We start from the raw sequence: 23,848 nt of genomic DNA, 5'->3' as shown, positions 1-23,848 counted from the left end.
TTTATACTTGCCGACCGATAAAATAACTAGCTTATGCAGCGAACTCGCTGCCATTAACTTTAACGTATTTGTGCAGAGCAAGAAAACCTGTGTAAAAGGAACAACATTTCATGTCCAATTTAATTAATACTGCGCTGAGTGGTTTAAAGGGTGCACAGGTTGCGCTGAGTACCGTGAGTAACAATATTAGCAATCAGGCCGTAGCTGGATATAGTCGACAAAATACACTGATTGAACAAGCTATCAGCAGCAGTACCTCGGCTGGGTACATTGGTAATGGCGTTAACGTGGTAAGCATCGATCGCCAATATAATGAATTTATTACCAATCAATTACGCGCTGCACAAACGACAAGCAGTTCGGTTACTGCATACTATGAACAGATCTCCAAAATCGATAATCTGCTTGCCAGCAATACGACGAGCCTTTCGACAACGATACAGGGATTCTTCTCCAATCTACAGAACCTTACGAGTAACGCTGGGGATTCTTCTACTCGTCAAACGGTGCTGGGGAAAGCGGAAGGGCTAGTCAACCAGTTTAAGGTAACAGATAAATATTTACGTGACATGGACAGTGGCCTGAATACGCAGATTCAAAGCTCGGTTGGTCAGATTAATTCGTATACTAATCAGATTGCTTCATTAAATAACGAAATTACACGTTTACTGGGCTCAAACGGTGGCACGATGCCAAATGATTTACTTGACCAGCGTGATCTGTTAGTCGATAAACTGAATACTCTTGTGGGGGTTGACGTCACTGTTCAGGATGGAACGGTTTATAATGTTGCATTAAAAAATGGAACTAATTTGGTTCAGGCTGGAACAAGTAACCAGCTGGTTGCAATAGGTTCGAGCAGCGATCCTGCTCGTCTAACTATCGGATATAAAGACCAAACAAATGATGTCACTCCGTTGAATGAGAAGTCATTAACTGGTGGTTCGTTGGGGGGCCTTCTTTCATTCCGTACTGAAACGCTGGATGAAACACGTAATCAGCTCGGGCAGCTCGCGTTGGCATTTGCCGACGCATTTAATGTCCAACATCAGCAAGGTTATGACCGTGATGGTGTTAAAGGCGGCGACTTTTTCTCTTTTGGTAAAGCGGTCGTTCTGAATGATAGCAAGAATGCTGGCAATGCCGTGTTAACGCCGTCTTACACCAATTCCAAAGATGTGCAGGCAACCAATTATTCGATCAAATACGATGGCGCTAACTGGCAAGTGACCCGTTTGTCTGACAATTCAAAATTCACGCCGGCAGTGACGACAGCGGGGACTCCTCCTGAGAGCAGCCTAAATTTTGATGGCATCAAAATGACGATTGCGGGTACGCCGGCTACAAACGATACTTTCCTGCTCAAACCGGTTAACGACGTAATTACCGATATGTCAGTGGCTATTTCCGATCCTAGTAAAATTGCTGCGGCGTCCGTGAAGCTTGATGATGCTGGCAATCCTGTAGTAGATGGAAGCGGTAATCCTGTGTTTGGTGGTGTTAGCGATAACACGAATGCTAAGGCGTTGCTTGCATTGCAAAATGAGAAAATTGTTGGCGGCAAGGCTAGTGTTTCCGGGGCATACGCCTCGTTGGTTGGCGCCATCGGTAACCAGACCAGCACACTGAAAATTAATAATACAGCGCAGGAAAATGTGGTTAAACAGTTAACGGCAGAGCAGCAGTCGATATCTGGTGTAAATCTGGATGAGGAATACGGCGACCTGGTGCGTTTTCAGCAATATTACATGGCGAATGCTCAGGTAATTAAAACGGCGCAATCCATATTCGATGCTTTGTTAGCGGCTCGCGGCTAGTTTGACCATTTAACCAAGAGGAATTAATACCATGCGTTTAAGCACCAGCATGATATATCAGCAAAACATGCAAGGCATTTTAAATGGTCAAGCCACGTGGCAGAAGACCGGTGAACAACTTTCGACCGGGAAGCGGGTTGTTAATCCCTCAGATGACCCGATTGCGGCGGCGAATGTCATTATGCTCGGTCAGTCTCAATCTGAAAATAGTCAATATACCTTAGCACGTACGTTCGCCAAACAAAGTATGTCTCTGGAAGAATCTATTCTTGGGAAAAGTATTAATACAATTACCAGTGCCATGACGGAAGTGATTAGCGGCGGTGGGATTAAGAGCGATGACGATCGACGATCGACGGCGACCGCGTTGCGCGGCATGAAGGCTGAATTATTGAATTTAGCCAACAGTACCGATGGTAATGGCAACTATATCTTTGCTGGCTATGAAACGGACAAAGCCCCTTTTATTGAGGGAGTAGCCGGTATTGAATATGTCGGCGGCAATGAGCCTATTTCACAGCGAGTTGACGCAGCACGAAATATGAACGTTAGCCATATCGGTTCCACGGTTTTTAATGGCACCACTGGCGATGCGAAAAAAGAACCTGATGGGAGAATACAATCCGATCTTTTTGAGACGCTGGATATTGCTATCAGTGCGCTCGAAACCCCGTTAGTGGATGCTGATGAGGCGACCAAGGCCAGCGTGGCGGCAGCGATGGATACCGCTAATCGTGGTTTACACAATGCGCTAAATAATATCTCTTCTGTTCGTGCAGAATTAGGTATACAGCTTAATGAAATTGATACGCTTGATTCTATTGGTAAGGATCGGGATGTCACGAATAAGACAACGCTGTCGCAATTACAAGATACCGATTGGTACGAGGCAATATCGTCTTATATTATGCAGCAGTCTTCTCTACAAGCCTCTTATACGGCTTTCCAAGATATGCAAAGTATGTCGTTATTTCAAATGAGATAGTAGGAGAGATTGGATTATCCGTCCTACTGAACGGTTAGGATACGCTTAAACCGGGCGTATTTTTTGGGCATGTCATTCTTTTTATATTGAATGACATGTCATTTTTTATTCCCTTTTACCAACCTTTCTCGAATCCTCTTTTCGAAAAAGCTAATGTTTTTTCCTCGTCAATGTAGTAAGAACATTGGCAATCAACTAAGTATGTAAATAAAAGAGCATTTTAGTGATCTAGGATTTAGGTACTCGATAGCTGGATAAGGATGTCAGCCAGTAAATCAAATACCTCTCCGAATAAACGTTCGGCAAAGGGAGGGATCAATGGAATTAATAAGCCTAACGTCATAATCCCTACGGTAAGGGTAATGGGAAAGCCGACAACGAAGATAGAAAGTTGAGGCGCCATACGGTTAAGCATACCAAGTGCCAAATTTATAATGAGTAACAGGGTGATAATCGGCAGTGCTAACATAAGGCCATTAATAAAAATTAACCCCCCCGCTTGTGCCAGGGATAAAAAAGCATGGCTGTTAAGTGGATTGCTACTCACGGGGAGGGTGTAAAAGCTATCTGCTAATAATGAAATCATCCAAAGATGTCCATCAAAAGTGAGGAATAATAAGATAGCGAGAAGGTTCAGAAACCGCGCGATGACCTGCATATTGGGGCCGCCAGTGGGATCGAAAAAGGTCGCAAAGGCGAGCCCCATCTGTAGGCCAATGAGCTCACCGGCGTGGCGAATCGCGGCAAAAGCTAATTGCATGGATAGCCCGAGTGTAACGCCGATAAGAATTTGTTGTATTAACAGCCAGATCCCCGCGGCAGAAAAAATGGGGGTCGTGTTTAACGGTAGATAAGGGGCGACGAGCAAGGTAATTAACACACCTAAACCAATTTTGACGCGGTTACCAATCGCTCTTTCATTGAAAACCGGCGCGGTGCTGATCAACGCCAGGATCCTGACAAAAGGCCAAAAAAATTGGCTGACCCAATTCATCATATCCCAACTATTAAATGTCAGCATGCTTACCCAATAATGTTAGGTAATTGGCCGAATAGCGTGCGCATATAATCCAGCATCAGGTTTAACATCCACGGGCCTGCGATGACCAAGGTGAAGAATACCGTCAGAATTTTGGGAATAAATGACAATGTCATTTCGTTTATCTGGGTTGCAGCTTGCAAGACGCTAATGGTTAAACCGCTAAGCAGCGCTGCTAATAACGGGGGGGCAGCCAGTGCTAATGCTATTTTCATGGCTTCATAGCCAAGTGCCATAACCGATTCTGGCGTCATCGTCGCATTCCTCCACTATCTAACTGTAAAAACTTTGGGCTAATGAACCAAGGAGCAATTGCCAGCCATCAACTAATACAAAAAGCATCAGCTTAAAGGGTAAGGAAATGGTAGCCGGAGGAACCATCATCATCCCAAGAGCCATCAGTACGCTTGCTACAACAAGATCGATGATGAGAAAAGGAATAAATATGGTAAAGCCAATCTGAAAAGCGGTTTTTAGCTCACTCGTCACGAATGCCGGGAGAAGTACGCGCATGGGGACCGCTTCAGGCCCTTGAATCTCTGGTATTTCAGCCAATCGGGTGAACAACGCGAGATCGGTTTCCCGTGTTTGTCGTAGCATAAACTCACGCACTGGCTCTGCGCCACGCTCAATGGCGACTTCCATGCTGATCTGATCCTGGCTGAAGGGGAGATAAGCCTCGTCATAAACTCGGTTGAATACCGGGGACATCACAAAAAAAGTGAGGAAAAGCGTTAAGCCTAACAGTACCTGGTTTGGTGGTGAGGTTGGCGTACCCAGTGCGTTACGTAGCAAGCTCAACACGATGATAATACGCGTGAAGCTGGTCATCATTAATAACGCGGCCGGAATGAACGTTAACGATGTGAGGAAAACCAGCGTTTGTACTGATAATGTCCAGCTTTGTCCACCGTTAGGTAGCGGTTGTGTCACTATGCCGGGAAGTTGGGCTGATACGGATGGCGCTAAAACCAACAAACTGATGGCCAGAATACAGCGCAACAGGCGAGGTAGGGCGATAATTTGCAAATAATTAGGCAAGGAACTCATTCCGACTTTTCCGGGCGCTTCAATACTTTCTTGAACAGTTGATTGAAATTCACCGACCTTAAGTCACCCGACGAATTGCTCTCGGTGGTGGATTTATCAGTGGTAGATTGTGCTGGGAGTGTATGCAGTTGAGTGATTTGTTGGGCTGTTACACCTAACACCAGCCAGGTCTTATCAACTTCGACAATAACGACACGTTCCCGCGGCCCTAATGAGCAGTGAGAAACCACTTTTAGCCACTTGTTTTGTTTGGTTTGTGGCGCAAAGCCCAGTTTTCGAACCAGCCAGGCAAGCAACAGAATAAATAGCAATATACCGACCAGCACGCTACCTACCTGGGTAAGTAGCGTGCTGCCAGTGAGTGGGGGCTCAGTAACCAGCGTCGATTGACTGGCTAGAGGCACCGAAGATGTAGCCGGATCGATTGCCATTAACGGCTCAGGCGGCGCATGCGTTCGGATGGTGTCATAATATCCGTAATTCGGACGCCATACTTATCGGACACGACGACGACTTCACCCTGAGCAATCAGATAGCCATTAATCAGGATATCAAGAGGTTCTCCCGCTAAGCCATCAAGTGCAACAACGGAACCCTGAGTAAGACGCAGCAGTTCCTTAATAGTCATCTTAGTTCGTCCCAACTCAACGGTGAGTTTGATGGGAATGTCCAGAATAAGATCGATGTCCTGCATGGCACCCAACGCATCATGGCCTTCCAACGACTTGAAAACGCCTTCCGTTGTCGCGGCCGGTTTTTCTGCAGCCTGTTGCTCGTTAAATGCATCAGCCCACAGATCGTCCACTGATTCCTTGTCGTCGGACGGTTTCTTGGTGTCACTCATGGGGCTGTTCCTCATTATCCAGAGAATTCAATATAGGGTTAATCAACTGTTCAACACGTAGGGCATATTGCCCGTTTAGCGTACCATATTGACTGATCAACACGGGCACGCCGTCAACATGTGCAATAATTTTTTCAGGTTTGTCGATGGGCAATACATCACCAGGTTTTAACTTCAGAATTTTAGATAATCGCAGTGGAATATCGACAAAATTGGCAACTAATTCCAATTCGGAATGTTGTACCTGCTTGGCTAAGGTGTCACGCCAGCTTTGATCTTCCTGTCGCGAATTTTCCAATGGCGGGTTTGCGAGCAGCTCGCGCAGCGGTTCGATCATCGAAAAAGGAATGCAAATATTAAATTCGCCAGTCAGTGAACCGATCTCGACATGAAACGGCGTCGTCACAACGATATCATTCGGTGACGTTGTGATATTGGTAAACTTAACCTGCATTTCTGAGCGCACATACTCGATATCAAGTTTATAGATGGCGTTCCAGGCCTCGCTATAGGCCTCCAGGGCCAAACGTAACATCCGTTTAACGACACGTTGCTCGGTATGTGTAAATTCACGCCCTTCTACTTTTGTCGGGAAACGTCCATCACCGCCAAAGAGGTTATCAACAGCAATAAATACCAGACTTGGTGAAAAGACGAATAAAGCCGTGCCGCGTAGCGGTTTCAGATGAATCAGATTCAGGTTTGTCGGCACAGGAAGATTCCTGGCAAACTCATGGTAAGGCTGAATTTTGATACCGCCAACGGTTATATCAGGGCTACGGCGCAATAGATTAAACAATCCCATCCGGAATTGACGCGCAAAGCGTTCATTAATGATTTCTAGCGCCTGCAAACGTTCACGAATGACACGCCGCTGTGTATTCGGATCGTAAGGCTTAACATCTCCATCCGTCTTTGACGCGGCATTAGCCTCTACGTCGCTATCGCCACTGTCACCGTTTAATAACGCATCAATTTCTGCTTGTGAAAGAATACTATCGCCCATAATAGTTACCGCAGTATAAAAGCAGTGAACAGAACATCAGTAACGACCTGATTCGGTTGACCTGGAACTAATGGCGGGCTCAGCACTTGCTTAATTTCTTCAATCAACTTCTGTTTACCTTGCTCATTAGCGAGTGCAACCGCGTCCTGACGCGAAAGTAACAACAGCAGTCTACTGCGAACCTCCGGCAAATAATTCGTCAACCGCGTACGTGTCGCTTCATCGGGTAAACGCAACGTGAAGCCAACATATAATACCCGGTCAGGATCATTATCCGCATTAACGAGATTCACGGTAAACGTATCCAGCGGCATAAAAACAGGCTCAGGAGGCGGCGGCTGTTGCTCCGCCAAAGCAGCGTTTTTCTGATTGAGTAGCCACCAGGCGGTACCCGCTGCCCCCGTCGCTGCGACAGCAACGATAATCAGTAGTATTAGCCAAATAGACCGTTTACGACCTGGTCGAACTTGCATATCAGACATAGCTAAAGAGAGTTCCCGTTACTTATCGATATTTATTACCAGAAAAACCGATAATAAATACATGCGTAATGTCGATGATTATCCTGCCTATCGCAATGTTCAATACAGAGAATAGGCGAAGAAAATCGTGTTAACTTATTCGTTTACTTTACTATCAGGCAAAGATATCAACGCCGTTTACCGACGATGTCATTGCTCTTAACGGTTCTGGTATATCCAATAACTCACCAGGGCTTTCCGCCGCAGGGCCAAATTGCTGTTGGTAAGAGGAATGGCGGCCATCGCTGTTATTATTATTTGTCATCTGCTGCTGCCAGGCTGAGGACTCGCTCCCAACGCTGCTCTGACCCAGGTTAATGCCGCTTTCGGCCATTGCATGGCGCAGGTGAGGCAGCGCGGCTTCTAACGCCGAGCGAACCTGGCTATTTGCTGAAGCCAGATGGATTTGCGCCTGATTATCATCCATCTTCAGACTAATATGTAGCGCCCCCAATTCCTGAGGATTCAGTCGCAGCTCTACGGTTTGTTGCCCATGCCGACTGAACATGATTATCTGCTGACCCAGCGCATCTTGCCATTGCGGTGAACCAAACGGTGCATTTAACTGAGCGTTGACAGGCTGAGGTAGGGGAGCGGAGCTCCCCACGGACGCCGGCTGAACGTGCATCGCCTGCACCGCCGATGGTGCGGTTTGAGACGCACCGCTACTTAAGGCAGCGATAGATTCAAGCGCATGGCGATCGCCAGTAAGCGAATGCGGGAGGGTAGACGTGAATTTCACCGCTTCATCGACAGACGCTGCCGCGTTCAATGGAGGCTGTTTGGCAGCATAATGCAGATCGCGTGAGGTATCAGCGTTTTTATCTGGCATGATTCTGGTATCGAGCAGGCTAGCCAGAGAGTCATGATTACTTTTCTCAGCCAAGGGAAGGCGTACCGATGAGAGAGCTTCATTTGTGCGCGAAGTATCAGTACGCTCCAGAGTCATTAGGCTGGTGGTACTGGCGGTTGGCGCAACGTAATGTTCAGCGCCAGAAGGGCGCGCAAGCGGTGTTGTCTGCAACATAGCCAGCAACGCCTGCATTGCTATGGTATCGTCAACCGTCTCGTCGCTCTCTTTTTTATCCAGACCTTTTAACGATGCCGATGTTGCAATTTCAGGGTTTGGTTCACCCTGAGAAATAACGGCTTCAGTTAATGCGCTAAATGAAGAGAGCAGGGCAGTGAGATCGTCTTGACTCAGTGAGGCGCCATCTTTGCCCAACGCGCGTAGCAGGGCTTCTCCCTCAACTTTATCAAAGGTTTTTTTCCCTGAGGCATCATCGGCAACTTGCGATAAACGTTTACTCAACAGATCGACAAAATCTTTCGGCAACTCGCCTTGTAACAAGGGGGAAGCAGAAGAACTGCTCGTATCGCTAACTACGGCAGTTAGGGGTGATGTGGACAGATTCATAATTCTGCTTTCCTCTGTGAGGCCCGTTGGGCAAATTCATCCATTTGCTTTTGTTCTATTTTATTTTCTCTGGCGAGTTGCCTCGTCAGTTCGCGATCTTGCAGTTTTTCAAATGCATTCAAACGCTGCTGTTTTTCCCGCCAGGTTTTCATGGCTAAGTCCAAACGCGATGTCCACTGTAAAAGCTGATGCCTATGCTGTGCAATGGCATTGTCCAGCGTTCGGATGAACTGCTGATAATTTTGCCAGCTATTATTCGCCATACCAACCGACATCGTCGAATTCAATTTTTGCCGATAGTCATCCTGGTAGCTTAACAACATATTGAGCTGCTGTTCTGCCTGCTGATGCGCCTGGCGCACTTGTCCTAGCTGACCTGCGGCTTTCTCAACCTCTTTCTGCGCCAGTTCGCGTAGTGTAACCAGCGGTGATGGAACTTTCATCGGCTCTCCTACTCGCTACGAGGGAAAATAGCATGCAATGCCTGGCAGGATTCCTCATAAGTACTTTGTTCAAACATACCCTGCTGCAAGAACGCTTCCAACTGCGGATAAAGCTGGATGGCTCTATCAAGCATAGGATCGCTACCGGCGGCATAAGCCCCCACACTGACTAAATCACGATTTCGTTGGTAACTGGATAACAACTGTTTAAATTGCCTGACGGAAGCATAATGGCCTTCATCTATCAGCGCTGTCATTGCACGACTAATCGATGCTTCAATATCGATGGCAGGATAATGTCCTGACTCGGCCAACTGTCGAGACAATACAATATGCCCATCCAGAATGGCACGCGCGGAATCGGCTATCGGATCCTGCTGGTCGTCGCCCTCTGTCAGTACAGTATAAAAGGCGGTGACCGATCCTCCGCCATGAATGCCATTTCCTGCGCGTTCTACCAATGCAGGCAATTTAGCAAAGACAGAAGGTGGATACCCTTTAGTCGCAGGCGGTTCGCCAATCGCTAGCGCGATTTCACGTTGAGCCATCGCATAACGCGTGAGCGAATCCATGATGAGTAAGACATGTTGCCCGCGATCGCGAAAATCTTCAGCAATGCGCGTGGCATAAGCCGCACCCTGCATCCTCAACAAGGGTGAAACATCTGCTGGCGCGGCGATCACCACGGCGCGAGCGCGCCCTTCAGTACCCAGGATATTTTCAATAAAATCTTTGACTTCTCGCCCACGCTCGCCGATCAGACCGACAACAATAATGTCAGCTTGAGTATAACGCGCCATCATTCCCAATAGCACACTTTTCCCTACGCCAGAACCCGCGAATAGCCCCATTCGTTGCCCGCGTCCCACCGTGAGTAGGGCATTGATTGCACGGACCCCCACATCCAGCACACTGTCGATAGGCGTTCTTTGCAAGGGGTTAATCGGCGGTGTGATCAGCGGCGCGCGATAGCCGGTATCCGGCGCAGGCAGACCATCCAGCGGCTTGGCGCTGCCATCCAATACGCGGCCAAGCAGCTCTGGGCCTAAGGGCAATTGTTTGCCATGACTACTACTGTCCTGGCCCGCCCGGGCATAAACACGGGCACCGGGGGTAATACCTTCAACATCTTCCAGCGGCATGAGAAAGAGTTTTTGTCCGTTAAACCCGACCACTTCACTTTCCACTTCCTCAACCTGAGCCCCGGTTTGGCGTTCGATAAGACAGGTGGCGCCTAAGGGCATATGTAACCCCGTCGCTTCTAATACCAAGCCCGTTGCCCGGGTCAGGCGGCCATAACGGCGCACCGACGGCGTGTCGCCAATCCGCTGCTCAACGGCGTCGAGAGAAGAAAGCCAGCGGCCGAGGCGTGCGGTCATCATAATTCTCCCGGCGCGGCTAGGCGGCAAAGCTCATGCCAACGTGTCGCCAGGCTGGCATCCAGATCGCCTTCTTCCGCACTGACTTTACAACCGCCAGGATGAAGTTGGCTATCGGCGAGTAATCGCCAACCGTGTAGGCTGAGCGTCGGCCCTAAATAGTGTTCGACCCGCTCCAGATCGTCAGGATGAACGCGCAATTGTGTTTTACCCGAAAACATCGGCTCCTGCTGAATCAATTGCTGTATCTGAGCAAGAAGCGCATTGCCATCGCATACGGGCGGCTGCCCGAGGATCTGCTTGGCGGCGGTTAACGCGAGCTGCATCAGGCGAGCCGGGATCACGCTGTCAAGCGCATCTAATGTCTGCTGAAATTCGCTGACCATCTGTTGCATCTGTTCAGTAAGCGGCTGCTGTTGCTGTAGACCCTCTTGCCGACCTTGCTGCTGCCCCTTGGCTAACCCTTCCTGATATCCGGCGTCATAGCCTTGTTGGTGCCCTTGGGCAAAACCGGCTTCTCTGGCCTGCTGAAGCGCCGCTTCACGTAAAGCGGCCAACTCATCCTCTGGCGAAGGAAGCACGTTCGCTTCGCTAACATGGGGAATCGTGTGCTCTACCGCCTCATCCCCATCCTCAGTCTGAGAGGCGGGGGCCGCGGGTGCAGAAATGGGCTCTGCCAGATCGTTAAGCTTCCAGGGTTGCCAGGCCAGCTCGTTGGGGGCATTAGACATAAGCATCCTCGCCGCCACCGATAATCATTTCGCCGCTGTCGGCCAGGCGACGGACAATAAGCAGAATGGCTTTCTGTTCGTTTTCGACCTGCGACATACGAACCGGGCCGCGCGTCGCGAGGTCATCACGCAGAATCTCTGCCGCACGCTGCGACATATTGCGCAGGAATTTCTCGCGCAACGGTTCGTCGGCGCCTTTCAATGCCAACAGCAACGACTCGGATTCGACTTCTTGCAGCAGACGTTGAATACTGCGATCGTCCACGTCCACCAGATTTTCGAACAGGAACATCTCGTCGATAATTTTCTGTGCCAGTTCGCCATCGAACTCACGCACAGCGTCGATAACCGCTTCTTCCTGCTGCGTTTTCATCAGGTTGATAATCTCGGCGGCAGTACGTACCCCACCCATCTTGCTGCGTTTGAGATTCTGTCCATCCAGCAATCCATTCAACACTTCGGTCAACTCCGCCAGAGCGGAAGGCTGGACACCGCCGAAAGTGGCGATACGCAGCATCACATCATTGCGTAGGCGCTCGTCAAACAGCGCTAAAATATCAGCGGCCTGAGCGCGTTTCAAATGCACCAAAATGGTGGCGATAATTTGCGGATGCTCATCGCGGATAAGGTCTGCGGCGACCTGTGGCTCCATAAAGTTGAGGGTTTCCATACCACTCGTCGAATCTCGGCTTTCGAAAATATCTTCTAACAGGCTAGAGGCTCGCTCTTCACCCAGCGCTTTGATCAGTACGGAACGAAGGTAATCGCTGGCATTCACGCTCAGTGCAGCATATTGCTCAGCGTCGGTCTCAAATTCTTTGAGAATTTCGAGCAACTGCTGCTGCGAAACCTGCCGCATGTTCGCCATGGCTGAACTGAGGTGTTGCACTTCTTTCGTTGAAAGGTGAGTAAATACTTCGGCCGCGCGATCTTCGCCGATGGTCATCAATAAGATAGCGCTTTTTTCCGTTCCCGTTAGACTCATAATTCGTTACTCATCCATTGGCGAATGACCAGCGCGACGACGCGCGGATCGTTCTCTGCCAGTTCACGTATGCGGTTACTTTGCATTTCTGCGTTGACGCGCTGCTGTGATTTCTGTTGCAGTTCGGCTTCCGAACTACTGAGGTTAACCACCACATCCTTATCTGCACTTTTAGCCAACGCTGCCGCCTGTGCGGCTTCCTGCAATTCGGCCCGTTTCTGCAACTGCGGACGTACCAGTTTACGCCACAGGATCCAGGCGACGATCAGGACCAGCAGCCAACGGCCCGCTTCCATCAGGAGGTCAAAGAATGTCGGTGTTTGCCAGAAGGGCAGTTCGCCAGAGCCGTTACTACTTTCTACGAACGGGGTATTAACGACATTTAAGGTATCACCGCGTTCGGCAGAAAACCCCATGGCTTCGCGTGCAACCGTTTCAATCTGATTGATCTGCGCTTCCGTCAAGGCGATTGGCGCGCCATCTTCTCCGGAAGGCAGATAGTTAACAATAATGGCGGCAGACAAACGCTTTACATTACCGGTGCTATGTTTGGTATGTAAAATCGTCTTGTCGACTTCATAGTTGGTGGTCGCATCATTACGAATATTGGACGTTTGGATAGCTGCATTGGCTTGCGTTCCCGTCGCCGCATTGTTTGCGTTTTGCTGACCAGCCTGATTGGCATTCGCGTTATTGTTTGCGTTGTTGGGGGGCGTAGCAATAGGCGCGGTAGGCGCAGGTGCAGGCTGATTAGACAACGCACCTGGGACACCACCTACATTTGGGCCGCCTCTTTGCTCACTTTGGCTAGTCTGCTGAGAACGAATGGCCGCCTTGTCTGGCGGCTGGTTCGGTTGATACTGCTCGTCCGTTTGTTCACGAGCAGAAAAATCAATCTGTGCGGTGACCTGAGCATGAACGTTACCAGCACCGACCATCGGCACGATAATCGACTCAATGCGGCGTTGGTACATCGCCTCTAGCTCGTTGCTATACTTCAACTGCGCCGCATTCAAATCACGACCGCTGCCACCAGCCTGAGTTAACAGGCGTCCGGTCTGATCGACGACGGTCACATTATCCGGCGGCAGCCCAGCGACGCTACTGGAAACCATATAAACGATGGCATTAATTTGGCCATCATCTAGCGCCCGCCCCGGTTGTAACGTCAATGTGACGGAAGAAGAGGGAGCTTTCTGCTCACGCACAAACAGCGATGGTTTGGGGATGGCCAGATGGACTCGCGCTTGCTGAACCGGGCCAAGTGTTTCGATCGTTCTGGACAGTTCGCCTTCCAGTGCGCGCTGATAATTAATCTGCTCACTGAATTGACTGATGCCAAACTTTTCCTTATCGAGCAATTCAAAGCCAACGGCACCACCTTTCGGCAACCCTAACTGAGCGAGACGGAGACGTGTCTCATAGACATTTTCGGCGGGAATCAATATCGCGCCGCCGTTTTCCGCAAAGCGATAAGGAATATTCAGTTTGGTTAATTCGCTGACGATTTCACCGCCGTCGCGGTCATTGATATTGCTATACAGCACCCGGTAATCGGGGCCTTTTGCCCACAAAACTAACGCCACGACGATGGCGATAGCGGCGGCGGCGGCGATTAATAGCGGGATCTTCGGATTGGCGCGTATCCGGTTGAGTATTTCGCCAACGCTATTTTTACCGCCAGCGGCACCGGCTAATGAGGCGTTCATACTCGATCTCTGCTTGGTTGTTGAACAATAAACTTAATGTTGTTACGTGACAAAACAGAACTCCCTGATTGCGCAAATCAAAAAAACATGTCGCCTGCATTTATCGGCATGCCATTATTTTCCGTAAAGGAAAAATTGATGCGCCGATAAGGTGGCATTTTTAACGTTAATTACGCCATTTAGACTAAATGTATTGTGTTAGGGTATCGCTGTCATAAATGTGTATAAAACCCAAACAGCACAGGTGAGAGAGATTATGTCGGTTCAAGGTATTGATAGCGTTTTACAGCAAATGCAGGTTAAAGCCTTGCAGGCCGCGGGTACGCCGATCGCCAGACCCGCGGTGGAGCCGGGGTTTGCCAGCGAATTGCGATCCGCGATCGACAAGATCAGCTCGACGCAACAGGCCGCTCGCACGCAGGCGGAGAAATTCACGTTGGGGGTGCCAGGCGTCGCCTTGAATGATGTGATGGTCGATCTGCAAAAATCCTCCATCAGCATGCAAATGGGCATTCAGGTGCGCAACAAACTGGTGTCGGCGTATCAGGAAGTGATGAATATGTCGGTGTGATTTTAGGCAGGGATACGGTCGCGTTGTTCATACCGAATGAAACTGCAATAGTGTAAAGTTTCAATTGTGGGCGGGTTAAGCATCGGATAGTTGACTTAACAGGGATGACGCGACGGTATATATACTATAGCTAGCCATGTCCAAACTTTTGTACGAACAGCCAAGCATGGATGGCGTTGATTAAGATACTATCTGTTACTCAAATCGCCAGGAAGCAAGCGGTGTTCGGCAAATTCGCCATAGGTGCTATTCACGTTTTGCTGAGCAACAGGATTTCTCATCAGTACGCTCAGTTCGTCCATTCGCTTATGCAGCCGTTCCTTTGTTTTTGACTCATTACTTAGAATTTCACTGAGTATTTGTCGAAAGTGTAATTTCATAACACTATCAATATTGGGTGGAATGGGAGTCTGAGTTAGCTTTTCTACCGATTGGACATAGGTAATTTCATGCTCGACCAATGCATCCCATTCCCCACTCATTGCTAAATGAAGAATTTTTTGACTCAGAGACAAAAGTTGTTGGTAATCTTTAAGAAGCTGGTGGGGTGTGGCCATTAACGGACTTCCTGCTCTGGGGTGTAATTAGGGCCAATCTGTCGCCAAGCGCCGGCAATATTTTCCAGTAAACTTTCTACTTCTTCTATTACTTTTACATCGTTATGCAGGTTGGCAATCAACAAACGTTGCGTCATGTAGTCGTACAAGGCAGACAGGTTCTCAACCAGTTCACCGCCACGTTCTTGATCCAACCCGGCTTTTAGCCCATTGTTGATAATGTTAATTGCCTTAGACAGCGCCATACCTTTCCCTGGAATATCGCCCTGTTCTATTAAGATACGTGCACGCACCATGGCACTGCGCGCGCCATCAAAAAGCATAACAATAAGTTGGTGAGGGCTGGCGCTCATCACGCTGCTTTCAAGACCTATTTGTGCATAGGCTTGGCTACCTTTCATGTTGTACATCGTGTTACCTGTTTTTTATCAGAGTGTTATAGACTAGAAAGCATGCCGGATAGACTTGACATCGTGCTGTTCATATTGGACATGGCTTTATCAAGATCGACAAACTGTTTCTGATAACGCGCAATCGTTTCTTCAATGCCATTACTAATACGCGTATATTGAGTATCCAATGATTTTAACGTTTTGTTAATACTATCTTCTTTATTCTTTATTGTTCCATCAACTGTATCAAGAACGTCTTTCAGATAACTGCGCGTTTGAGTGGCAAAACCGGTTTCATCATTATCACCAACGAAAAAAGCTTGCACTTTACCAGGTTCTTCTTTCAGTGCCTTATCGAGTTTAGTGTTATCTATTTCGAGTTTGCCTGTTTTAAAATTTTGTGTAATACCCAAGTCAGCTAAAATCTTAAATTCACCGCTGTCATGTTGGACCGTGGTTAATTGGGATTTGAGTTTGTTTTGGATTCCACGAACCGTTGAGTCGCCAATGAGGGCACCGTTCGTGGTAGATTGTTCTTCGCCTGCTTCGACCTTGGTATATTTAGTTTGTGTATCAATAGTATCCTGCAGCGCATTATAGGCATCAACCCATGCCTTGACGGCATTCTTCATACCAGAGATATCTTGATCGATAGTTAACGTTTCGGGCTTGTCAGATTCCGTTTTGGCCTGTAATGTCAGCGTTACACCTTCAAATGCATCATCAATAGTGTTACTTTGACGCTCGATTTCTATTCCGTTCGCCATGATAACAGAGTTTTGTGCAGCAACTTTTTCTTCTGTCTGGCCTAAAACGTTGCTACTGTCAGTCAAGGTGATTTCGCCTTGAGTACCGCTATCCCTAGCCGTTAACATCAGATAAAATTCATTGTCTTTTGCTTTGATGACGCTAGCCGTAACACCGCCATTTACTTTGTTAATCGCATCGCGAACGTCATTTAGGCTGGTTTCCCCACCCTTTATATCTATAGACAGTGACTTACCATTTGTCTGCGCAATTGTTAGTGTGGAATCTGTTGTGCTCAATGCTTCCGTCGCGCTGGATTTGGCCTCAGAGGTAATAGAATGGGCTTGTGCGAGGTGCAGCACTTCAATGCTATAGCTGCCTGCAACCGATTTGCTGCCGGTGGTCGCGGTAAACGCCTTATTGGTACTGGAGACTTTGGTATTCGTGATGCCGTCAATAGATCCGGTCACAACGCCAAAGGATTCAGACTTCGCCAATGCATTGTTCGCTGTATTTAGCTTATCCAAGGCGCTTTTAAGTGCGCTGACGCCAGTAAGCTGTGCTTTATAACTTTTTTGCTGTGTGGATATGGGGACTAATCGCTGATTTTCAGCTGTTCTTAGCTGTGTTAAGAGTGAGCTTAAATCCAGACCTGAACCTGCGCCTAATGCGGAAATACTTGCCATTAACGAATCCTTTTTAGAGAGAAAAATCTGCGCCATTACCTATCAGTAACGATTATTATCGGCAATAGTCAGAACAAGTTTAGTACTAAAACAACGCTAGTATTTATCCGTAAGGTCCCGAGCTAAAAGACAGCCGGTTTTTACTTGGATAATTCCTTTCTTACAGCCCGAATTCATTTCGGGTAAAAAAATTAAAGCTTCTGGAATGCGGGCCGATACATTTTAGCGACGGGAGAACCCCGTGGGTCTTACCCGAAAACTATATTTTTTAAAGGAACCGCTATTATGGCAGTGATTAATACAAACATTATGTCTCTGGTTACCCAGAACAACCTGAATAAATCGCAATCTTCACTGGGCACCGCAATCGAGCGTCTGTCGTCTGGTTTGCGTATCAATAGTGCCAAAGACGACGCGGCTGGCCAGGCGATTGCTAACCGCATGACGGCGCAGGTGAGAGGTTTGACCCAGGCGGCGCGTAATGCCAACGATGGTATTTCTCTGACGCAAACGGCAGAGGGTAACCTTAACGAAATCAACAATAACTTACAGCGTATCCGTGAGTTAGCGGTGCAGGCTGCCAGTGATACCAACGGTCAAACCGATCGGGGGTCAATCTACACTGAAATGAAGCAACGTCTAGATGAAATTGACCGTGTGGCTAGCTCGGCTTCGTTCAACGGTACGAACCTATTAGATGGTACTGCGAGTGGTGGCATCAACATTCAGGTGGGGGCAAACACCGGAGCCGATGAAGTTATTAAGATAGATTCTGGCGCGTTGGTCAACGCGAAGACTTCAGGCGGCTTGGCTTCAGGCGTGTCTACTGCTGTTGGAATGATTAGTGGAACAACAGCAACTGGTGTGGTAACTGGTATCGGTGGTTCTGGTGGGTTAGCACAAAAAATTGTCGAATCTGTAGATATTGCGCTAAAAGCGGTGGACACTGCTCGTAGTAATCTGGGGGCGATCCAAAACCGTTTTGAATCGACGATCACCAATGTGAATAACACCATCAATAACCTGTCTAACGCCCGAGGCCGGATTCAGGATGCGGATTATGCGGTGGAAGTGTCAAATATGACCAAAGCGAATATTCTGCAACAGGCGGGGACCTCCGTATTGTCGCAGGCGAATCAAGTTCCGCAGACAGTTCTCTCTCTGCTGCGTTAATGATAAATTTGATTAAGGAACCGCTATTATGGCAGTGATTAATACAAACATTATGTCTCTGGTTACCCAGAACAACCTGAATAAATCGCAATCTTCACTGGGCACCGCAATTGAGCGTCTGTCGTCTGGTTTGCGTATCAATAGTGCCAAAGACGACGCGGCTGGCCAGGCGATTGCTAACCGCATGACGGCGCAGGTAAGAGGTTTGACCCAGGCGGCGCGTAATGCCAATGATGGTATTTCTCTGACGCAAACGGCAGAGGGTAACCTGAACGAAATCAACAATAACTTACAGCGTATCCGTGAGTTAGCGGTGCAGGCTGCCAGTGATACCAATGGTGAAACCGATCGGGACTCAATCTACACTGAAATGAAACAACGTCTGGATGAAATTGACCGTGTGGCTGAGTCGGCATCGTTCAATGGCACGAATTTGTTAAATGGTTCGGCCAGCGGTGGTATCAATATTCAGGTCGGGGCAAACACTGGTGCCAATGAAGTTATTAAGATTGATTCTGGTGCGTTGGTGAATGCAACGACAGATTCAGGTAAGTCAGGTCTTGCTGCTGATGTATTGACTGCGGTTGAAGCCATTAAAGGTGGGACAGGTGCTTCAAGCATTGGTGGTTCTGGTGGATTGGCGCAAGATATTGTTGACGCTGTAGATACTGCGCTAAAAGCGGTGGATACTGCGCGTAGTAATCTGGGGGCGATCCAAAATCGTTTTGAATCGACGATCACCAATGTGAATAACACCATCAATAACCTGTCTAACGCCCGAGGCCGGATTCAGGATGCGGATTATGCGGTGGAAGTGTCAAACATGACCAAAGCGAATATTCTGCAACAGGCGGGGACCTCCGTATTGTCGCAGGCGAATCAGGTTCCGCAGACGGTTCTCTCTCTGCTGCGTTAATGATAAATTTGATTAAGGAACCGCTATTATGGCAGTGATTAATACAAACATTATGTCTCTGGTTACCCAGAACAACCTGAATAAATCGCAATCTTCATTGGGCACCGCAATTGAGCGTCTGTCGTCTGGTTTGCGTATCAATAGTGCGAAAGATGATGCGGCTGGCCAGGCGATTGCTAACCGCATGACGGCGCAGGTGAGAGGTTTGACTCAGGCGGCGCGTAACGCCAACGATGGTATTTCTCTGACGCAAACTGCAGAGGGTAACCTGAACGAAATCAACAATAACTTACAGCGTATCCGTGAGTTAGCGGTGCAGGCCGCCAATGATACCAACGGTCAAACCGATCGGGGGTCAATCTACACTGAAATGAAGCAACGTCTGGATGAAATTGACCGTGTGGCTAAGTCGGCATCGTTCAACGGTACGAATCTGTTGGATGGTTCTGCGAGTGATGGCATCAATATTCAAGTCGGGGCAAACACTGGTGCCAATGAAGTTATTGAGATTGATTCTGGCGCGTTGGTGAATGCAACGACAACTGCGGATTCTGGTCTGGCTTCAGGCGTGTCTACAGCGGTTGCTGCAATCAGCGGAACTGATGTGAAAAATATTGGCGGCACTTATGTTACTGGTACTCCTGCTAGTGGTTTAGCTCAAGGTATTGTCGCTGCCGTAGATGATGCATTGAAAGCGGTGGACACTGCACGTAGTAATCTGGGTGCGATTCAGAACCGTTTCGAATCGACGATAACCAATGTGAATAACACCATCAATAACCTATCTAACGCCCGAGGCCGGATTCAGGATGCAGATTATGCGGTGGAAGTGTCAAATATGACCAAAGCGAATATTTTGCAACAGGCGGGGACCTCCGTGTTATCGCAGGCGAATCAGGTTCCGCAAACAGTTCTATCTCTGCTACGTTAATGATAAATAAATAGCGCAATTATCAACCCGGCTCTATGCCGGGTTATATATGTCGATATCATAGGTATGTTGCATTTTTTATATAAAAAGAGAATCCGCTGCAATAAAATCTGTTATAGAAAAATGCTATTTTTTAGTACCAATGCTTTAAAAAACATGGATATTGTCTGGTTTATTTGCCGTTAGATTTGTTTTTTTTATCGTAAAATACCTTGTATTTATATCTCTTTCTACAAGGCACCTCTGCTTATGCCACACGTTTTTATCAGCACACTTCAGCTTACCGATTACAGAGATGATACGCTAGCTATGCTGAATCTGATTGGTGGATTTGTTGATAACGGTTGGCATGTTGATGTTTATTGCTACCAATATGCTGCTTGTGTAAAAGATTTAATAGGCAATAGGTTTTCTGATAAATCAGTTTTTGTCACTGATGACGTTAGTTATGTGTTTGATGGAAATTATGATTTATTATGGATTCAGTATTTTTCACTAAATACAAGTATGTTAGACAGATTAATTAATGGAGGTATTACAACAAATATTATATTTGATCATCAGTCCTTAGATAGTCGAGAGTCTGCATCCGCTGATATTATACTTGAAAACCGTTTATGTGACCGAGCATTAGTTACACTACCTCGGCTTACCGATTTTTTGAATAACAGTGGAATAGTCGACTCTTTGGCGTCTGTATTCCCACACGTCGTTCCTGATTCTTATTTCCCACTTGTTTCGTCTGCTCATAATAGCCGACCTAAAAAAATACTTATTGTGGTGGAAGAAACAACACCCATGCTCAACGCATTGATAAGTGAATTAGGCAAATTTTCGATCGTTTGTGAGATTTTGAGTCGTGAACAATGGGTCAATAATAAAGTCATTATCGATTTTGACGCTATTGTTGCAAATGGAATTATTGCTCAATGTGCGTTGTGTGCAGGAAGGCCAGCTTATCTGTATCAAGGTGATTTATTCATTGGATATATTACCAATGAGTTGCTAGAGGGAAATGTATTTCGTGAGGAAACGATAGGCAAATCACTTTCTGCAGAAGAAGTAGCATACAATATTTATCATGACTACGAGCAGGCTGTCGAATATATTCAACAGCGTGCGGGTTACTATAATAAATCCTGGCGGTTATCTAAAGCGCTACCATCATTATTAAACAGTTTACCAAGGCCTACGCTTAAAACGATAACCGATCAGGAACTGCAAAGACTTGCTCTTCATAACTTAACATTAAAAGATAAAACCAAGCCCTTCTATTCTGTAGATAAGTGGCTAGGTGAGCGTTTGATCAGCCCTGCTCGGCGTGATTTATTGCAAGCTTTTATTCATGCTTATCCTGAAACCGGTAATTTAAGTATCGCGGTGCTGGCACAATCAAACGACTATAATGCCATAGTTGCTTCATTAGCTAGTATTTATGAACAATTTTACTTGGCCAAGGAGGTCTATGTATTGACCTCTAATGATTTCATTTGTGCAGATGCTCCTGGGTCCGCCATATGGTTATCATCTGACCCAAATCAGAAAAGCCCACTAAATGATGTTCTGGCTAAAACATCGACATCCTACCTGATAGTTTTACGTGCTGGGGAACGTTTACTCCCGCATGCATCATTATTATTAGCAGAGCACCGCCTGCGTTTCCCTTCGGCAAGAGCCTTCTATTTTGACGAAGCGATTCTGAAAGAAGGAAAAGCAGAAAACCCAATGCTCAAACCTGAGTGTAATATTGATATGTTGCGCAGTTTTCCCTATATAGGACGTAACTTAGCTGTTGATGTATCAACTTTGCGCCAGCAAGGTATCATTCCTTCGATAGGCGAATTTCTAGAGCTGCATGATGTCGTTTGGCAAGTGATCGAGCAAGAAGGGCCACAAGCTATTAGGCATATTCCAGAAGTGCTGGTTTATACCACAGATCCATTATTCGATTGGTTGAACAGTGATAGTGTCATGCAGCACTATCCTGATATTATTCAACGCCATCTTTCTCGTTGTCATGTCGATGCTGTTGTTTCAAGACATTACGATGATGGGATATGTCGTATTCAATATCAACACGCAAATAAGCCGCTTGTTTCCATTATTATTCCTACGCGCGATCACCTACCGGTTATTAGCCGATGTATCGAAACACTGATGGAACGTACGCAATACCTCAACTATGAATTGTTAATCGTAGATAATCAGTCGACAGAAGCGGGAACTTGTCAATATTTAAGACAACTTGCTGCAATGGAATTAACACAGGTTCAAGTATTGTCGTGGCCACATCCGTTTAATTTTTCCGCTATTAATAATTTTGCTGCTCAAAAAGCAAAAGGCGATGTTCTACTTTTTCTTAATAATGATACCGAAATCACAAATGGGGATTGGTTGGATGCTCTATTAAATCATGCATTGCGCCCTGAGGTGGGCATCGTTGGGGCTAAACTACTGTTTGAGGATGGCCGTATACAGCACGGAGGTATTGTTTTAGGTATGAACGATAGTGCGGCAATTGCGTTTCAGGGCAAAAGCTCTGATTCGAAAGGCTATATGAATCGGCTATGTACTACCCACAACGTCAGCGCAGTTAGCGCAGCTTGCATGATGATGCGGCGTGATGTTTATGTTGAATTGGGTGGCTTTGATGAAGAACAGTATCCTGTTTACTTTGGCGATGTTGATCTTGCTCTGAAAGCACAGCAACAGGGCTATCTGGTTGTATGGACTCCCGATGCTCAAGTGATGCATTTAGGCGGAGCATCTCGCTTATTACAACAGCACTTTAAGTTGCCACCGTTACCGCAAAAGTCAGATATTGACTCACTCTATGAACGCTGGTTGCCGCAATTGGCAAATGATCCATGCTACCATCCGGCATACGGTAAATATGCACCTGGGTTTGCTTTGACACCGGAAATGGCAAGGTGTCACCGGGCGCTACCCGGGCGGCCTCTGCCTGTGATTATTGGGAGCCATAGTGATTGGCATGGATGCGGTCATTACCGTGTCATTTTCCCTTTTCAGGCATTAGAACGAGAGATGCTTATAGAGGGCGGGCTGAAGCATGGTGTACCCAAGCTGGTTGATGCTGTTGATATGGAACCCGATGTTGTAATTGTTCAATCAGCTGCTGGAGTCCAGACGCCGGAAATGGTGGCTCAGTATCGCAAATATACTCGTTCATCAATTGTTGCGGAATTCGATGACTACATTCTTAATATTCCTATCAATAGCGGTAATAGAAAAGCGTTCTCACAACAGTTAATTAAAAATTTCAGGAGATCGCTGGAATCTGTTGATTGGGTTGTGGTTTCTACTCCAGCCCTAGCTGAAGCCTATTCAGCGTACCATCCGGATATTCGTATTGCTTATAATCGGCTACCTGCGTCATGGTGGAAAGGCTTGACGAGCCTGCGTCAGCAAGGGCATAAACCCCGTGTGGGATGGGCTGGCGGAAGTAGCCATAAAGGTGACTTGGCTATTCTCCGCTCAGTGGTGAAAGCGCTTGAAGATGAAGTAGAATGGGTTTTCATGGGAATGAAACCTGAAGGAGTGAAATGTGAATTTCACGCAGGAGTTCCTATCGAATATTATCCACAGAAGACTGCTAGCTTAAATCTTGATCTGGCGCTTGTACCGTTAGAACATAATTTGTTTAATGAATGCAAAAGTAATTTGCGGCTCATGGAGTTAGGAGCCTGTGGAGTACCTGTAATTTGTACTGATATAGAGCCTTATCGCTGTGGGTTGCCAGTTACGCGTGTAGGTAATCGTTTTAAAGATTGGATGGATGCCATTCGTATGCATTTATCCGACATGGATGAGACCGCAAGAATGGGCGATCAACTGAGAGATGCTGTGTATAAAGATTGGATGCTGGAAGGCGATGGCTTGACAGATTGGCTACGGGCCTGGTTGCCGAAATAGCAAGATAGCGAAGTAA

The 23,848-nt window shown here is 47.2% G+C and carries 23 protein-coding genes; 7 read left to right on the top strand and 16 right to left on the bottom strand.

The window, feature by feature from the left end; translation table 11 throughout:
* Positions 1-110 precede the first annotated feature (110 nt).
* Together flgK and flgL are read left to right on the top strand one after the other, a co-directional pair.
* On the top strand, positions 111-1,817 hold the full coding sequence (gene flgK / locus RFN81_RS10955; RefSeq protein ID WP_264495880.1) for a flagellar hook-associated protein FlgK: 1,707 nt from the start codon (positions 111-113) through the stop codon (positions 1,815-1,817).
* Between the two features lie 31 nt (positions 1,818-1,848).
* Positions 1,849-2,802 (top strand): flagellar hook-associated protein FlgL, encoded by a 954-nt coding sequence (flgL, locus tag RFN81_RS10950; RefSeq protein WP_264495879.1) that lies wholly within the window; start codon positions 1,849-1,851, stop codon positions 2,800-2,802.
* 235 nt (positions 2,803-3,037) lie between these two features.
* Here flgL and fliR read toward each other — a convergent pair whose 3' ends face one another.
* From fliR to fliF, 13 genes are all read right to left on the bottom strand, one after another.
* A complete protein-coding gene (gene fliR, locus RFN81_RS10945; RefSeq protein WP_264495878.1) occupies positions 3,038-3,823 on the bottom strand; it encodes a flagellar biosynthetic protein FliR in 786 nt (261 codons plus the stop codon).
* A 2-nt stretch (positions 3,824-3,825) separates the two neighbouring features.
* Positions 3,826-4,095 (bottom strand): flagellar biosynthesis protein FliQ, encoded by a 270-nt coding sequence (gene fliQ, locus RFN81_RS10940; RefSeq protein ID WP_264495877.1) that lies wholly within the window; start codon positions 4,093-4,095, stop codon positions 3,826-3,828.
* A 19-nt stretch (positions 4,096-4,114) separates the two neighbouring features.
* Positions 4,115-4,891 carry a flagellar type III secretion system pore protein FliP gene (gene fliP, locus RFN81_RS10935; RefSeq protein WP_264495876.1) on the bottom strand — a complete coding sequence of 259 codons (777 nt, stop codon included), beginning with the start codon at positions 4,889-4,891 and terminating at the stop codon, positions 4,115-4,117.
* Positions 4,888-5,322 carry a flagellar biosynthetic protein FliO gene (gene fliO, locus RFN81_RS10930; RefSeq protein WP_264495875.1) on the bottom strand — a complete coding sequence of 145 codons (435 nt, stop codon included), beginning with the start codon at positions 5,320-5,322 and terminating at the stop codon, positions 4,888-4,890. The genes fliP and fliO overlap by 4 nt, the downstream gene beginning before the upstream one ends.
* A complete protein-coding gene (fliN, locus tag RFN81_RS10925; protein WP_264495874.1) occupies positions 5,322-5,735 on the bottom strand; it encodes a flagellar motor switch protein FliN in 414 nt (137 codons plus the stop codon). Before fliN ends, fliO begins: the two co-directional genes overlap by 1 nt.
* The gene (gene fliM / locus RFN81_RS10920; protein WP_264495873.1) at positions 5,728-6,741 is read right to left on the bottom strand and encodes a flagellar motor switch protein FliM; all 1,014 of its coding nucleotides are present in this window, start codon (positions 6,739-6,741) and stop codon (positions 5,728-5,730) included. The genes fliN and fliM overlap by 8 nt, the downstream gene beginning before the upstream one ends.
* A gap of 5 nt (positions 6,742-6,746) precedes the next feature.
* Positions 6,747-7,223, bottom strand: a complete 477-nt coding sequence (gene fliL / locus RFN81_RS10915; RefSeq protein ID WP_264495872.1) for a flagellar basal body-associated protein FliL — start codon at positions 7,221-7,223, stop codon at positions 6,747-6,749.
* Between the two features lie 154 nt (positions 7,224-7,377).
* Positions 7,378-8,679, bottom strand: coding sequence for a flagellar hook-length control protein FliK (locus RFN81_RS10910; RefSeq protein ID WP_264495871.1), 1,302 nt, complete (start codon positions 8,677-8,679; stop codon positions 7,378-7,380).
* On the bottom strand, positions 8,676-9,122 hold the full coding sequence (fliJ, locus tag RFN81_RS10905) for a flagellar export protein FliJ (RefSeq protein WP_264495870.1): 447 nt from the start codon (positions 9,120-9,122) through the stop codon (positions 8,676-8,678). Before fliJ ends, RFN81_RS10910 begins: the two co-directional genes overlap by 4 nt.
* 8 nt (positions 9,123-9,130) lie before the next feature.
* Positions 9,131-10,501, bottom strand: a complete 1,371-nt coding sequence (gene fliI, locus RFN81_RS10900; protein WP_264498943.1) for a flagellar protein export ATPase FliI — start codon at positions 10,499-10,501, stop codon at positions 9,131-9,133.
* Positions 10,501-11,232 (bottom strand): flagellar assembly protein FliH, encoded by a 732-nt coding sequence (gene fliH, locus RFN81_RS10895; RefSeq protein ID WP_264495869.1) that lies wholly within the window; start codon positions 11,230-11,232, stop codon positions 10,501-10,503. Before fliH ends, fliI begins: the two co-directional genes overlap by 1 nt.
* Positions 11,225-12,220: a flagellar motor switch protein FliG gene (fliG, locus tag RFN81_RS10890; RefSeq protein WP_264498942.1), complete on the bottom strand. Its 996-nt coding sequence runs from the start codon at positions 12,218-12,220 to the stop codon at positions 11,225-11,227. The genes fliH and fliG overlap by 8 nt, the downstream gene beginning before the upstream one ends.
* Positions 12,214-13,926 carry a flagellar basal-body MS-ring/collar protein FliF gene (fliF, locus tag RFN81_RS10885; RefSeq protein ID WP_264495868.1) on the bottom strand — a complete coding sequence of 571 codons (1,713 nt, stop codon included), beginning with the start codon at positions 13,924-13,926 and terminating at the stop codon, positions 12,214-12,216. Before fliF ends, fliG begins: the two co-directional genes overlap by 7 nt.
* A 256-nt stretch (positions 13,927-14,182) precedes the next feature.
* On the opposite strand from fliF, the gene fliE reads away from it, so the two are divergent.
* Complete coding sequence (gene fliE, locus RFN81_RS10880; protein ID WP_264495867.1) at positions 14,183-14,497, top strand: flagellar hook-basal body complex protein FliE; 315 nt, start codon at positions 14,183-14,185, stop codon at positions 14,495-14,497.
* Between the two features lie 188 nt (positions 14,498-14,685).
* Here the strand turns inward: fliE and fliT are convergent, their stop codons facing one another.
* Genes fliT through fliD form a run of 3 tightly spaced genes read right to left on the bottom strand, consistent with a single transcriptional unit; the run spans position 14,686 to position 16,879 of the window.
* The gene (fliT, locus tag RFN81_RS10875) at positions 14,686-15,054 is read right to left on the bottom strand and encodes a flagella biosynthesis regulatory protein FliT (protein ID WP_264495866.1); all 369 of its coding nucleotides are present in this window, start codon (positions 15,052-15,054) and stop codon (positions 14,686-14,688) included.
* Entirely contained in the window at positions 15,054-15,464 is a 411-nt protein-coding gene (gene fliS, locus RFN81_RS10870; protein ID WP_264495865.1) for a flagellar export chaperone FliS, read from the bottom strand. The genes fliT and fliS overlap by 1 nt, the downstream gene beginning before the upstream one ends.
* 26 nt (positions 15,465-15,490) lie before the next feature.
* Entirely contained in the window at positions 15,491-16,879 is a 1,389-nt protein-coding gene (fliD, locus tag RFN81_RS10865; protein ID WP_264495864.1) for a flagellar filament capping protein FliD, read from the bottom strand.
* Between the two features lie 285 nt (positions 16,880-17,164).
* Between fliD and RFN81_RS10860 the strand changes: the two genes are divergently transcribed.
* The 4 genes from RFN81_RS10860 to RFN81_RS10845 all read left to right on the top strand — a co-directional run bounded on the left by RFN81_RS10860 (position 17,165) and on the right by RFN81_RS10845 (position 23,832).
* A complete protein-coding gene (locus RFN81_RS10860) occupies positions 17,165-18,052 on the top strand; it encodes a flagellin (RefSeq protein WP_264495863.1) in 888 nt (295 codons plus the stop codon).
* A 28-nt stretch (positions 18,053-18,080) separates the two neighbouring features.
* Entirely contained in the window at positions 18,081-18,968 is an 888-nt protein-coding gene (locus tag RFN81_RS10855) for a flagellin (protein WP_319800175.1), read from the top strand.
* Positions 18,969-18,996: 28 nt separating this feature from the next.
* On the top strand, positions 18,997-19,899 hold the full coding sequence (locus tag RFN81_RS10850) for a flagellin (protein ID WP_319800174.1): 903 nt from the start codon (positions 18,997-18,999) through the stop codon (positions 19,897-19,899).
* Between the two features lie 249 nt (positions 19,900-20,148).
* On the top strand, positions 20,149-23,832 hold the full coding sequence (locus RFN81_RS10845) for a glycosyltransferase (RefSeq protein ID WP_264495862.1): 3,684 nt from the start codon (positions 20,149-20,151) through the stop codon (positions 23,830-23,832).
* Positions 23,833-23,848: the final 16 nt, after the last annotated feature.

The organism is Pectobacterium cacticida (genome assembly GCF_036885195.1).
GTDB classification, from domain to species: Bacteria; Pseudomonadota; Gammaproteobacteria; order Enterobacterales; family Enterobacteriaceae; genus Pectobacterium; species Pectobacterium cacticida.
This window is presented reverse-complemented; position numbering and strand designations above follow the sequence as displayed.